We start from the raw sequence: 13,454 nt of genomic DNA, 5'->3' as shown, positions 1-13,454 counted from the left end.
AAGTGAAAGACACCTTTCATTTCTACCAGTTTGGTATGTGAATTACAATGTGTATAGGCAGTAGGTGCCCGTGATACAGAACGTTGAATACGCATAAAAAAAGGCAGCTACAAGCTGCCTTTAAAAAACTGTTAAGTGCGAATAACGCTTATTCTACTTCAACAATCTTAAGCGTATTGGTTGCACCAATTTTTTCCATTTCATCACCATAAGTCAAAATGATGTTGTCGCCGCTTTGCACTAAACCTTTGGCTTTAAGTGCTGCAACGACATCATATTTCAACTGACCAGGTTCGCTTTTCGATGAATCGAAATAAACAGGTTTAACACCGCGGAACAAGGCCATAGTGTTTAATGTACCTTCATGTCGAGACATCGCAATGATAGGCAGTGAGGTAGTAATACGCGACATTAACTTAGGCGTGTTGCCGCTTTCAGTTAACCCTACAATAGCTTTTACGCTGGGTAGGTGGTTTGCTGCGTATACTGCTGACAACGCAATTGATTCGCTAGTAGATGAGAAAAGCTCATCCATGCGGTGCTTAGAAATTTTAACACTAGGGTGCGTCTCGGCACCTTCACAAACGCGCGCCATCGCTTGAACAGTTTCAATCGGGAAGCTACCTGCTGCAGTTTCAGCTGAAAGCATAACCGCGTCTGTACCATCTAGTACCGCGTTGGCAACGTCCATAACCTCTGCGCGCGTAGGCATAGGGCTATCAATCATCGATTCCATCATTTGCGTTGCTGTAATCACAATTTTGTTAAGCTGGCGTGAACGGGCAATAAGCTTTTTCTGAACACCCACTAGCTCGGCATCACCAATTTCAACACCTAGGTCACCACGAGCAACCATCACCGCATCTGATGCACTGATAATGTCTGTGATAGCTTCATCAGTGGCTACTGTTTCAGCACGCTCTACTTTGGCGCAGATTTTTGCATAACAGCCTGCTTCTTCAGCTAGCTTTCTTGCGTAATTAAGATCTTCACCACTACGAGGGAATGAAACCGCAAGGTAATCAACGCCAATTTCAGCAGCCGTGATAATGTCTTTCTTATCTTTTTCAGTAAGGGCTTCAGCAGATAAACCACCGCCTTGACGGTTAATGCCTTTATTGTTTGATAATTTGCCACCAACAGTTACTTCTGTTAATACTTTACGGCCTTCTACGCCGGTGACTTTAAGTTGAATACGACCGTCATCAAGTAACAAAATATCGCCAGCACTTACGTCATCAGGTAGTGCTTTATAGTCGATGCCAACTTGCTTGGCATCGCCCGCATCGCGGTCTAGTTCAGCATCAAGTGTAAAGCTATCGCCAATAGACAACTTAACCGCGCCTTCAGCAAAACGAGCAACACGAATTTTTGGCCCTTGCAAATCGCCTAAAATGGCAACGTACTTACCTAAGTTTTTAGCCGCTTCTCTTACGCGTTTCGCACGCTCGATATGATCTTCCGCCTGGCCGTGTGAAAAGTTCATACGAACCGTGTTCGCACCGGCGGCAATTAGTTCTTGAATTTTTTCGAGTGAATCAGTGGCAGGGCCAAGCGTTGCAAGAATTTTCGTTCTTCTGGTCATTAGGAGTCCGTCGCAATTTTTAAGTGATGTAGCACAAGTAGATATATGGCTAGCCTGCGTATTTTGTACAAAGGTTAACCTGTAATCGCTTTACGTAATTTTATTACAGAATAGTAGATGAATCTGACATAAATGTGAATGAAAGATGAAGAAATGGGAACTGAGCCGACCAGTTGCGTCATTCATCTCAATAATAGAGTGTTAATGCCATCCACTGCCTTTTCTGTATTTTAAATAATCAATAGTTAAGCTTGTTTCCACTTAACTAGGGTAGCAGGTATGGCGAAAAAATGTGGTTAATTACCGAAGAGAGTAGGGAGCGGGGCATTTACCGAAGTATTACAAGTATAGCGAAGCCGAGTTAGGCACCAATGCACGTATTGGTAGGCTAACTCGAATGCGTGAAGCCGCAGTACTTATTCGTTGCGCTTTTCGTAGCGAGAACCGCGCAAGGTATCTTTCACCCGCTTTAAATTCTCTCTAAACTTATTACCGCGTCGTAACGTGAACCCTGTAGCAAGCACGTCTATGAGCGTAAGTTGCGCAATACGTGATGCCATTGGCATATACATATCAGTATCTTCCGGCACCTCAAGCGACAATACATACGTACATTCATGTGACAATGGGCTGTCGGCTGACGTTATACCAACCACCGTTGCATCGTTCATGCGGGCAATCTGTGCAATCTCTACCAAGCTTTTGGTTCGGCCGGTATGTGAGATAAGCACCACAACATCGCCAGTAGAACAATTCATGCAGCTCATGCGCTGCATCAAAATGTCTTCAAAGTAGACCACTGGCACATTGAAACGGAAAAATTTGTTTAGTGCATCGTGTGCCACAGAGGCTGATGCGCCAAGTCCAAAAAACGATATCTTTTGTGCTTGAGTTAACAAATCTACAACGCGATTAACCACTTGCACGTCTACAGACTGTCGCGCAACTTCAAGAGAAGCCATGGTCGATTCGAAGATTTTGTTGGTATAATCTTCAGGCCCATCGTTTTCATCAACATGACGGTTTACGTACGGCGTTCCATTTGCGAGACTTTGTGCTAAATGAAGTTTAAAGTCTGGAAAGCCTTTCGTATCTAAACGTCGACAAAAGCGGTTAACTGTCGGTTCACTAACATCCGACATTTTGGCCAAGGTTGCTATACTCGAGTGAATAGCTGTTTGCGGATTCGCAAGGATCACATCAGCCACTTTTCGTTCTGATTTGCTGAATGACGCTTTATTTTGTGTAATTTTTTCTAAAATATTCATACAGAAATAGCAATTAGTAAGGGAAAATTGATGTAGGTTACCCGACTCATAGTACCCAATGTGACGGAAGTGACAAGAAAAATGTAATTTTTTGACATTTTTTATCATTTCTGGGGAACAAAAGGGGCCAAGTTAGGGTACTAACCCGTTAATATAGAGAAATGAGATTCAATAGTTTCCAAAAGTTGTAATTTTACTACATTTGGTGTTAACTATATGCTAATAACACGTGGATGGCGTTAGAAGGTACGTCTACCTCACGTTAGTTTCACACATACATTTAAAAGGTCGACGAAAATGGTATTGGAAAATTCCTACGAACCCTGTGATTTCGTGCTCTTTGGCACATTGGGTGATCTTTCACGACGCAAATTACTGCCGTCATTATATCAGCTTGAAAAAGCAGAGCTTATCCACCCAGACACAACGATTGTTGGCGTAGCTCGCCACGAAATGGAATTAGAAGACTATATCGCTGAGGTGCATACAAACTTAGTTAAGTTTGGTGATAAAGAGCTTTGTGAACAAACGTGGGAGCGCATGAAAGCGCGTCTTCATTATGCATGTGTCGATATGAAAGATATCGCTAGCTACTGCGTTTTAGAAGACCATGTTGACCCTGCTCGTACCATGGTGTGTTATTTAGCAACACCGCCTTCTATTTATGGCGATATTTGTCGTGGTTTACACGGTTGTAAAATCATCGACTCGAGTGTGCGTGTGGTACTTGAAAAGCCAATAGGTCATGACCTTGAATCGTCAAAAGTGATCAACGAACAAGTTGCCGAATACTTCGACGAGAAACAAATTTATCGTATTGATCATTACCTTGGTAAAGAAACAGTACTTAACCTTGTTGCACTTCGTTTTGCTAACTCTATCTTCGCGACCAACTGGGATCACAACTGTATTGACCATGTTCAAATTTCAGTTGCAGAATCGGTAGGTATTGAAGGCCGTTGGGGCTATTTCGACGACGCAGGTCAAATGCGTGATATGGTGCAAAACCATTTGCTTCAAATTTTAAGCTTAGTGGCCATGGAGCCACCTACAACACTGGATGCTGACAGCATTCGTGATGAAAAGCTTAAAGTTCTTAAAGCGCTGCGCCCGATTAATTCAACGAACATTAGCGATAGCACGGTTCGTGGACAGTACACAGCAGGTTTTGTTAAAGGTGAAGAAGTACCAGGCTACTTGGAAGAAGAGGGTGCTAACACTCAAAGTAGAACGGAAACCTTCATTGCTATTAAAGCAGAGATTGATAACTGGCGTTGGGCGGGTGTTCCGTTCTACCTTCGTACTGGCAAGCGTATGCCTTCGAAAGTCAGTGAAGTGGTTATCTACTTTAAGCGTCAGCCACACAACTTGTTTGGCGATAGCTTTAAAAACTTGCCACCTAACAAACTGGTAATTCGACTTCAGCCTGATGAAGGTGTTGAAATTACCGTAATGAACAAAGTGCCTGGCTTAACCAGCTCTGGCTCTATGGATTTACAAAAATCAAAATTGAACTTGAGCTTCTCTGAAGCCTTTGCTGACGATCGTATTCCTGATGCCTATGAAAAGCTGCTTCTTGAAGTCATGCTAGGCAATCAAGCGCTGTTCGTTCGCCGTGATGAAATTGAACAAGCCTGGACATGGGTTGATTCAATTTTAGAAGCATGGAAATCGTCTAATGAACCACCAGAGCCTTATCAGGCAGGTACGTGGGGACCGGTAGATTCAATTGGCCTTTTGGCACGCGCGAATCGCAGTTGGTACGAAAGCAAAACGGTAAAGAAGAAGAAATAATATGGCTTTAACAACTCTTTCATTCGATACACCCGATGCGCTCACCTCAGCCTTTGCTGAAGACTTAGTGAGCATTCTTAAAACTGGCATTAAAACTCGCGGGCGTGCTTCGCTTGTGGTGAGTGGCGGCAGAACGCCTCTTGCGCTGTTTAAGCAGTTGAGCGAAACCGACATAGAGTGGGACAAGGTAGATATAACCCTTGCTGATGAACGTTGGGTGGAAGAAGGTCATGAAGCCAGTAACACCAGTTTAGTAAAAGCGAACCTTATTCAAAATAAAGCCAGTGCAGCACATTTCGTTGAATTAAAAAGCGATGTTGCTGATGCTAGCGAAGGCGTAAATGCTGCTGAAAAAGCGATTGCAAGTATGTCCCAGCCTTTTGATGCGCTAATTTTAGGCATGGGTGAAGACGGTCATACCGCATCACTATTCCCCTGTTCTGAACAAGTCAATGATGGCTTGAGCATGAACAGTGGCCGCACATGTATTGCTGTACAACCTACAACTGCACCCCATCAACGTATTTCACTTACGTTGCCGGCGTTGCTAAACAGTCGACATATTTTTCTGCATTTAACCGGTGATAAGAAAAAGCAGGTTCTGCTTGATGCACTGGATAATGCTACCGAAGCGCAAAAGCCCATCACGGCCGTGGTAAACAGAGCCCCGGTAACCTTGATGTGGGCGCCATAGGAGACAATGATGGATTCAAGAATTGCAGAAGTTACGCAGCGTATTATAGAGCGTAGCAAAGACAGCCGTAAGGCATACTTAGAAAAAATTGAACACGCACGCCGCCAAGGTCCTCACCGCGGTGTGCTTTCGTGCGGAAACCTAGCTCATGGTTTCGCGGCTTGTGGAACAGAAGATAAATCTGATCTGCGCTCGATGACAAAAGCAAACGTGGCGATTGTATCTGCTTACAACGACATGCTTTCAGCGCATCAGCCATACGAAACGTATCCTGCGATTATTCGCGATGCAGTAAAAAGTGTAGGCAGTGTGGCTCAGTTTGCTGGCGGTGTTCCCGCTATGTGTGACGGTGTTACTCAAGGTCAAACCGGTATGGATTTGAGCTTAATGAGCCGCGACAATATTGCCCAAGGTGCTGCTATTGCGCTTTCGCATAATATGTTCGACTCAACCCTTATGCTAGGTATTTGCGATAAAATCGTACCTGGATTATTAATGGGTGCGTTAAGCTTTGGTCACTTGCCAACAGTATTTGTGCCAGCTGGTCCTATGCCTTCTGGCTTACCGAATAAAGAGAAAGCGCGTGTTCGCCAAGAATATGCAGAAGGTAAAGTAGGGCGTGATGCGCTACTTGAAGCTGAATCTCAGTCTTATCACTCTGCTGGTACATGTACTTTCTACGGTACAGCAAACTCTAACCAGCTAGTGGTAGAGATGATGGGCCTTCATTTACCTGGCTCTTCGTTTGTAAACCCAGGTACAGAGCTTCGTGATGCCCTAACGAAAGCGGCCTCTATTCAAGCAACACGTATTACTGACTTGGGCGATACGTACCGTCCAATCGGTCATATTGTTGACGCAAAAGCCATTGTGAATGGTTTAGTAGGCTTGCTAGCAACAGGTGGTTCCACAAACCACACCATGCACTTAATTGCTGTTGCACGTTCAGCCGGTTACATCATTAACTGGAATGATTTCTCAGATATTTCTAATGCTGTGCCTTTACTTACTCGTATTTACCCTAACGGTTCTGCCGACATCAACCATTTTGTAGCTGCTGGCGGTATGTCATTGCTTATCAAGCAATTGCTAGATGCTGGGTTGTTGCATAACGACGTTAATACTATTTGTGGTGAAGGACTAGACTTCTATACCAAAGAGCCAATGTTGAAAGACGGTGAGCTTGAATGGCGTGACGGTCCTACCGAGTCTTTAGACAAAGAAGTGCTCGCCACAGTAGAAACGCCGTTTAAACCAGATGGTGGATTAAGTGTGCTGGAAGGTAATCTTGGTCGCGGTGTAATTAAAACATCAGCGCTTCGCACTCCACATTGCACTATTAAAGCGCCAGCGGTTGTGTTTGAAGATCAGTTCGACTTAGACGCTGCCTTTAAAGCGGGCGACTTAGACAAAGATTGCATTGTTGTAGTTCGTTTCCAAGGGCCTTCGGCTATTGGTATGCCAGAATTGCATCGTTTAACACCCCCTCTTGGTGTGTTACAAGACAAAGGCTTCAAAGTGGCCTTGGTCACTGACGGACGTATGTCTGGTGCCTCAGGTAAAGTTCCAGCCGCAATCCATGTTACCCCAGAAGCCTATAAAGGCGGTTTGCTTGCAAAAGTAGAAGCGGGTGACTTGATTGAGCTTAATACAGAAACAGGCGCATTAACGTTGCACGTTGATGAAGCTACCCTTGAAGCCCGTGAAGCGAAACCTGCCGATATTGGTCACCACCATATTGGAATGGGCCGAGAAATGTTCGGCGGCATGCGTGCTATCCTTACCGGTGCTGAAGAAGGTGCATGCTCGTTGTTCTACAACCAGGAGCAGGCGCTATGAGCCAGAAGTTTGTGGCCGATGTAGGGGGCACTAACATTCGCGTAGCTCGGGTTACCGAAACAGGTGTAACCGATATAAAGAAATACATGTGTAATGATTTTGCCAGTATCGATTTGGCAATTTCACAGTATTTTGCTGAAATGCCTGAATACCAATTCACCGAAGGGTGTATTGGTATTGCTTGCCCGGTATTGGGCGACCAAGTAGTGATGACAAACCATAGCTGGGCGTTTTCGCAGAATGCGCTATGCTCGCAGTTAAAATTAGATTCATTATTTGTGATTAACGATTTTACCGCAGTGGCACATTCATTACCGGTTTTAAGTGATTCACAAGTGGTTCAAATTGGCGATGGCACGGCGAAAGCCGGTGGTAACATTGCGGTATTTGGCCCAGGTACAGGCTTGGGTGTAGAGCATATCACGATGACCTCTACAGGCTGGCAAACCCTAGACGGCGAGGGCGGTCATGTTGACTTCTCTCCTGTTGATGAAACTGATGTTGTGGTATGGCGTCACCTGCAAAAAAGCTTCGGCCGCGCTTCTGCTGAAGAAGTAATGTCTGGCAGGGGATTACATAATATTTATACCGCACTGGCACAAGATGCAGGTAAAGAAGCTACATTCGCTGAACCTGCTCAAATTACAGAAGCCGCATTAGCCGGTACCTGTGATATTTCAGCCGCTACCTTAACGCAGTTCTGCAGAATTATGGGCAGCTTTGCGGGTAATTTGGCGTTAAATATGGCCACAACAGGTGGTATTTTCATTGGCGGTGGTATAGCAAACCGTTTCCCTGAATTCATTCAAAATAGTGACTTTAGAGCCCGTTTCGAAGCGAAAGGGCAGATGAAGCGCTATGTGAAAGATATTCCTACTTATTTGATAGCAGAGCCTGATCACGGCTTATTAGGTGCAGCTGCTTATCTTCAACAACATACTGCGAGCTGATTTATGACAAGTAAATGGAAATATTCGCCAGCTGATATCTTTGCTGCTGGCCCTGTTGTACCTGTATTGGTTATCAACGACGTGGAAAAGGCAGTTCCGCTAGCAAAAGCCCTTATGGCAGGTGGCATTAAAGTATTAGAAGTTACTCTTCGTACGCCTGCTGCTATCGACGTTATTAAGCGTATTGCTGATGAAGTGCCTGATTCTCTTATTGGTGCTGGCACAGTAACGAATGCACAGCAGCTTAAAGCGGTTATTGAAGCGGGCGCTAAATTTGCAATTAGCCCTGGTATGACAGCTGATTTGCTAAAAGCGGGTATGGAAGCAGAAATTCCACTTATCCCAGGTATTTCTTCAACGTCTGAACTGATGAAAGGGAAAGACGCGGGTTACACCCATATGAAATTCTTCCCAGCTGAAGCGTCTGGTGGTGTGAAAGCGATTAAAGCGATCAGTGGCCCGTTCCCTGAATTTACATTCTGCCCAACTGGCGGCATTGGCCCAGGTAACTACAATGATTACCTAGCCCTTAAAAATGTTGTTTGTGTTGGTGGTTCTTGGTTAGCGCCAGACGATGCGATTGAGTCAGGTGATTGGGATCGTATTACGCAACTTGCTAAAGAAGCCGTTGCGGGTGCCAACATCAGCTAATTAAAAAACATTTAAAAAAAGCCCCGGTAATGGTGACTGATATGACGTCACTTATTATCAGGGCTTTTTTATTCAAGCCAATAAACGGGTCGTTAGCGTATTACTTTATTTAAGCCGTTAAACGGCTCGCTAGCGCAACACAGGCGTTATCGTTTGCACCATGGCGTGAGACTCACTTGGCTGTAGCGTCTTGCCTTGGGTAATAGACGACTCTACACAAACCATATGTTTGTACCCGAACGGATCCATATCAGAAATTGACGCAGCGCCTTGCCATGGGTTCCATACCACCAATGAATCGTGGCCTGTTGAACCAACATCGGTGAAAGGGGTATCGTTTACTACAATAGACGCCTTATCAACCGCGTTCATATGAATACGGTCAGTTTCACCGGTAAAAGTATAAAGTTCAGGTGTGGGTTTTATCGCCCAGTCGTCCAGTTTATCTTTATAGTCGCCAGTTATACCTTCAAGACGAACGGCTTGAATATGATCAACATGGAAGTAACTGTGTAACGCGCAGTTGTAAGTAAATGGCACTACGCCTGTGTTTTCTGTTATTAACGATACGCTGAGAGTGTCACCTACAGTAATGGAAAGGGTAACCGCACAGTCATGTTCAAACCCTTCCGCACGAGTGAAGGACGGGGTAAGCGTAATATGGGTGCCAGTTTCATCTTCACTTGATGAAGTTAATTGCCACACTTGTGTACGCAAAAAACCATGGGCAGGCAGCTCACCTTTCGCTTTACCATGGTCATCACTAAACCATGGCCAACATACAGGTATTCCACCACGAATGGGGCGCTCACCGTTAAGGTAGGCATGGGGGCTTACCCATAAGCGTTCTTGGCCATCTTTTTTTGGAATAAAAGATAAGACATGTCCGCCAAATAAACTGATTTTTGCTGAACCGAGGTGGTTATCTACCTCTAAAAACGTCAATCCGTTTGATTCGCTAACTTGCAATGATTCTGTTGACATAAATCCTCCATGAAGCAACGTGCTGATTGTACCGTTGTCGAGATTTCCACAAGGTCTCGCATTACCATTTAATAATGGCTTATTGTGCAATGAAAACAAAAAAGGTGCGAATAGTATTCGCACCTTTTTTCAGTCTATTAACAATGTACTCAATAACTGATCAACAAAGTCGCCGTTATTGATAAACCTGATTACTTAGAAATGTGAGCAACCAAGTCTAGAACTTTGTTTGAATAGCCCCATTCGTTGTCGTACCAAGAGATAACTTTTACGAATGTGTCGGTAAGTGCAATACCCGCTGTTGCATCAAAAATTGATGTATTGGCGTTGCCGATAAAGTCATTTGATACTACCGCGTCTTCAGTGTAGCTCATGATACCTTTAAGCTCGCCTTCAGATGCTTCTTTCATTGCCGCACAAATAGCGTCGTAGCTAGTTGGTGTTGCTAGGTTAACAGTAAGGTCAACCACTGAAACGTTTGGCGTAGGTACGCGGAAAGCCATACCTGTTAGCTTGCCGTTAAGTGCAGGAATAACTTTACCTACTGCTTTTGCAGCACCAGTAGACGATGGAATGATGTTTTGGCCAGCGCCACGACCACCACGCCAGTCTTTCATAGAAGGACCGTCAACGGTTTTCTGAGTAGCTGTCGTTGCGTGAACCGTTGTCATTAGGCCATCTACAATACCGAACTTATCGTTAAGTACTTTCGCTAGAGGCGCTAAACAGTTAGTTGTGCACGATGCGTTTGAAACAATAGTTTCACCCGCGTAGCTTTCATCGTTAACACCCATAACGAACATTGGCGTGTCGTCTTTAGAAGGTGCAGACATAACCACTTTCTTAGCACCCGCTTCGATGTGCTTAGCAGCAGTTTCTTTTGTTAAGAATAAGCCAGTTGATTCAACTACCACGTCCACATCTACTTCATTCCATTTAAGGTCTGAAGGATCTCTTTCTGATGTGATGCGGATGGTTTTTCCATTTACAACTAAGTCGTTGTTGTCTACTGTAACTTCACCGTCGAATAAACCGTGCGTTGAATCGTATTTTAATAAGTAGGCAATGTAATCTGTATCTAATAAGTCGTTAATAGCAACTACTTCGATGTCTTCACGGGCAGCAGCCGCACGCATTACTAAGCGACCAATGCGACCAAAACCGTTAATACCGATGCGAATTGTCATGACGTACCTCGATTATTTTTGAATATGAAAATAAATTACGTAAAGTATGGATCAAAATGCCATAATTGGCAAAACAAAAACGCTAAACTGTTGGAAAATTACGAACAACAGCTTATGCAATCGTATTCAGTTTTCATAGCGCGACTGTTTCTAGAATAATGTTAATATTTTGTACGTATAAGCAAATTTGCTTAGTGCAAATTAAGCGTGCCTCTCACAGGAATACAGGAACAAGTTACGATGACACAAGATCTTCTGCAACAACTGGTTGAAATGCGTGGAATAGAGACTCAATACGTCGACGCATGGGGCAAACCAGCAACCATCGCAGAGTCAAGTAAAGCCAAATTACTTAACGTGCTGGGTTATGACACCGCCAGTGAAGAAAAGATTCAATCGCAAATTATAGACGACATTAGCTCAGTTTGGTTATCTCCTCTGAACCCTGTTCAAGTGGTTCGTAGCGATGAGGCTATTGTTATCGTTGTGCGCTTACCTATAGAGCTTGTAAACGATGAACATGTCATTACAGTTCACTGTGAAAACGGAAAAATTGAAAAGCATACGTTTACACCGGTAGACCAAGAAATGACGACCATGGCGCACATCGATGAGGTGGAGTTCCATGAATACGTGGTGTCTTTGCCACTTAACTTACCGCTGGGTTATCACACCATGGCGTTAAGTGCTGACGATGATCAATTTGCAGAGTCACGTTTTATTGTTGCACCAAAAGCCTGCTATACCCCAGACCCTATTGCCGCGGGTAAAAAGATTTGGGGTTTGAGCGTGCAACTTTATTGTGTGCGCAGTGAAAAGAACTGGGGAATAGGGGATTTCACCGACCTTGCAACGCTAATTGAGAAAGCGGCAGGTGTAGGGGCTGATTTTATCGGGCTTAATCCTATTCATGCACTTTACCCAGCTAATCCAAATGCGTGTTCTCCTTATGGTCCTAGTTCTCGCCGCTGGCTAAACTACTTGTACATTGATGCTTCTGCTATTGAAGGCTTTGATGATGACAGTGTTCAAGCCGTGGTGAATACAGAAGAATTCCAAAAAACGTTGAGCCATGCCCGTGAAACAGAACATGTAGATTATGAGGCTGTCGCGCATATCAAACTGGCAGCGTTGAAAGCAGTGTTTGATGTCTACGATGCTCGCCATCTTCGTAAAAATACCAAGCAAAATAAAGCATTTAAAGCGTTTGTTACCGAAGGTGGTGAAAGCCTAGATATGCTGGCGGTATACGATGCGCTTCAGTCACATTTGAAAGCGAAAGGAAAAGACTGCTGGGGCTGGCCTGTATTTCCTGAAGAATACAAAGATTATCATAACCCTGCTGTTGCGAAATTTAAAAAGGCGAATGCTGGTAATGTGAAGTTCTACCTATTTTTACAATGGATAGCAGCGCAACAGTTAGAAGCGGCAAGCAGCAAAGCCACCGAGTGCGGTATGACCATTGGTTTGTATCGAGACCTTGCGGTAGGGGTAAGTGAAGGTAGTGCTGAAATTTGGGGTAACAAAGATTTATATTGCGTTAACGCTAGCGTAGGGGCTCCGCCTGATATTTTAGGGCCTTTGGGGCAAAACTGGGGGCTTCCTCCTATGGATCCTCGTAAGCTATACGAGCAGGCATACCAGCCAATCATCGATTTATTTGCAGCCAATATGGCGTCTTCAGGCTCTCTTCGTATCGATCATGTAATGGCGCTGCTGCGTTTGTGGTGGGTAGTGAAAGGTGATGATGCGAAAGAGGGCGGTTATGTGTATTACCCTGTTGATGATTTATTGGGTATTTTGGCCCTTGAAAGTCATCGTAACCAAAGCTTAGTGATTGGTGAAGATTTAGGCACTGTGCCTGAAGAGATTCGCAGTAAGTTGGCAGACAACGGTGTGTATTCCTACCGCGTTTTCTTTTTTGAGCAAGCAGAAGATGGCGGTTTCTTCTCGCCAAGCCATTACCCTGTGCAGTCTATGTCTACACTTACTACACACGACATGCCTACGCTTATAGGTTACTGGCATTGTCTTGACCTGGCGCTCGGCAAAGATATTGGTCTTTATCCAACAGACGATATTTTACAAACCTTGTATGCCGATCGCCATGCAAACAAACAGTCAATATTAGATTCATTACACGGTCATCATTCAATTCCTGACAATGTTGGAAGCGATGTGAATACTACTGGCATGACTGGCGAACTTAGCAAAGGGATGCAAGTGCATATGGCTGGTGGCTCAAGTGCTTTGTTAAGCTTGCAGCTAGAAGACTGGTTACAAATGGACAAGCCCGTAAATATTCCAGGTACTTTCAATGAGTACCCTAACTGGCGTAGAAAGCTGACCAAGAATGTTGAGGCTATTTTCGAGACTCATGATATAACAGAGTTGGCAGCTCAATTAACGCAAGCACGTAAACAAGCGAGTGCTTAAGTTATAATTTTCATTTTTTAAAGTGAATATGTTGGCGTGCAAATACGCGCGCCCTTGCCTAATATT

Annotated in this window: 10 protein-coding genes; 6 read left to right on the top strand and 4 right to left on the bottom strand. The window is 44.3% G+C overall.

What is annotated here, in order from left to right; translation table 11 throughout:
- Window positions 1-148: 148 nt before the first annotated feature.
- A complete protein-coding gene (gene pyk / locus ALT761_RS12215) occupies window positions 149-1,585 on the bottom strand; it encodes a pyruvate kinase (protein ID WP_062087417.1) in 1,437 nt (478 codons plus the stop codon).
- A 416-nt stretch (window positions 1,586-2,001) separates the two neighbouring features.
- Window positions 2,002-2,853: a MurR/RpiR family transcriptional regulator gene (locus ALT761_RS12210; RefSeq protein WP_126873424.1), complete on the bottom strand. Its 852-nt coding sequence runs from the start codon at window positions 2,851-2,853 to the stop codon at window positions 2,002-2,004.
- Window positions 2,854-3,150: 297 nt separating this feature from the next.
- Between ALT761_RS12210 and zwf the strand changes: the two genes are divergently transcribed.
- From zwf to ALT761_RS12185, 5 genes are read left to right on the top strand one after another with little or no spacing between them, the layout of a single operon-like run.
- Window positions 3,151-4,647, top strand: a complete 1,497-nt coding sequence (zwf, locus tag ALT761_RS12205; RefSeq protein ID WP_126873413.1) for a glucose-6-phosphate dehydrogenase — start codon at window positions 3,151-3,153, stop codon at window positions 4,645-4,647.
- Window position 4,648: 1 nt separating this feature from the next.
- A complete protein-coding gene (gene pgl / locus ALT761_RS12200) occupies window positions 4,649-5,341 on the top strand; it encodes a 6-phosphogluconolactonase (protein WP_013783641.1) in 693 nt (230 codons plus the stop codon).
- 9 nt (window positions 5,342-5,350) lie between these two features.
- Window positions 5,351-7,180, top strand: coding sequence for a phosphogluconate dehydratase (edd, locus tag ALT761_RS12195; protein WP_126873423.1), 1,830 nt, complete (start codon window positions 5,351-5,353; stop codon window positions 7,178-7,180).
- Complete coding sequence (locus ALT761_RS12190; protein WP_129739039.1) at window positions 7,177-8,130, top strand: glucokinase; 954 nt, start codon at window positions 7,177-7,179, stop codon at window positions 8,128-8,130. Before edd ends, ALT761_RS12190 begins: the two co-directional genes overlap by 4 nt.
- A 3-nt stretch (window positions 8,131-8,133) precedes the next feature.
- Complete coding sequence (locus ALT761_RS12185) at window positions 8,134-8,781, top strand: bifunctional 4-hydroxy-2-oxoglutarate aldolase/2-dehydro-3-deoxy-phosphogluconate aldolase (RefSeq protein ID WP_129739037.1); 648 nt, start codon at window positions 8,134-8,136, stop codon at window positions 8,779-8,781.
- Window positions 8,782-8,910: 129 nt separating this feature from the next.
- Here the strand turns inward: ALT761_RS12185 and ALT761_RS12180 are convergent, their stop codons facing one another.
- Both ALT761_RS12180 and gap read right to left on the bottom strand, forming a co-directional pair.
- A complete protein-coding gene (locus ALT761_RS12180; protein WP_129739035.1) occupies window positions 8,911-9,765 on the bottom strand; it encodes a D-hexose-6-phosphate mutarotase in 855 nt (284 codons plus the stop codon).
- Window positions 9,766-9,956: 191 nt separating this feature from the next.
- Entirely contained in the window at window positions 9,957-10,952 is a 996-nt protein-coding gene (gene gap, locus ALT761_RS12175) for a type I glyceraldehyde-3-phosphate dehydrogenase (protein ID WP_013783646.1), read from the bottom strand.
- A gap of 240 nt (window positions 10,953-11,192) precedes the next feature.
- Here gap and malQ point away from each other — a divergent pair, with 240 nt between their 5' ends.
- Complete coding sequence (malQ, locus tag ALT761_RS12170) at window positions 11,193-13,388, top strand: 4-alpha-glucanotransferase (RefSeq protein ID WP_129739033.1); 2,196 nt, start codon at window positions 11,193-11,195, stop codon at window positions 13,386-13,388.
- Window positions 13,389-13,454 lie beyond the last annotated feature (66 nt).

Source organism: Alteromonas sp. 76-1 (assembly GCF_900654235.1).
Classification (GTDB): Bacteria; Pseudomonadota; Gammaproteobacteria; order Enterobacterales; family Alteromonadaceae; genus Alteromonas; species Alteromonas naphthalenivorans.
Note: the sequence above shows the minus strand (reverse complement) of the source record. Positions and strands in the feature narration are given on the sequence as shown.

Excerpts from the sequence above, each read along its gene's own strand:
- edd (WP_126873423.1), top strand. The coding sequence starts at position 5,351 with ATGGATTCAAGAATTGCAGAAGTTACGCAGCGTATTATAGAGCGTAGC.
- gap (WP_013783646.1), bottom strand. The coding sequence starts at position 10,952 with ATGACAATTCGCATCGGTATTAACGGTTTTGGTCGCATTGGTCGCTTA.
- ALT761_RS12210 (WP_126873424.1), bottom strand. The coding sequence starts at position 2,853 with ATGAATATTTTAGAAAAAATTACACAAAATAAAGCGTCATTCAGCAAA.
- pyk (WP_062087417.1), bottom strand. The coding sequence starts at position 1,585 with ATGACCAGAAGAACGAAAATTCTTGCAACGCTTGGCCCTGCCACTGAT.
- zwf (WP_126873413.1), top strand. The coding sequence starts at position 3,151 with ATGGTATTGGAAAATTCCTACGAACCCTGTGATTTCGTGCTCTTTGGC.
- ALT761_RS12185 (WP_129739037.1), top strand. The coding sequence starts at position 8,134 with ATGACAAGTAAATGGAAATATTCGCCAGCTGATATCTTTGCTGCTGGC.
- malQ (WP_129739033.1), top strand. The coding sequence starts at position 11,193 with ATGACACAAGATCTTCTGCAACAACTGGTTGAAATGCGTGGAATAGAG.
- pgl (WP_013783641.1), top strand. The coding sequence starts at position 4,649 with ATGGCTTTAACAACTCTTTCATTCGATACACCCGATGCGCTCACCTCA.
- ALT761_RS12190 (WP_129739039.1), top strand. The coding sequence starts at position 7,177 with ATGAGCCAGAAGTTTGTGGCCGATGTAGGGGGCACTAACATTCGCGTA.
- ALT761_RS12180 (WP_129739035.1), bottom strand. The coding sequence starts at position 9,765 with ATGTCAACAGAATCATTGCAAGTTAGCGAATCAAACGGATTGACGTTT.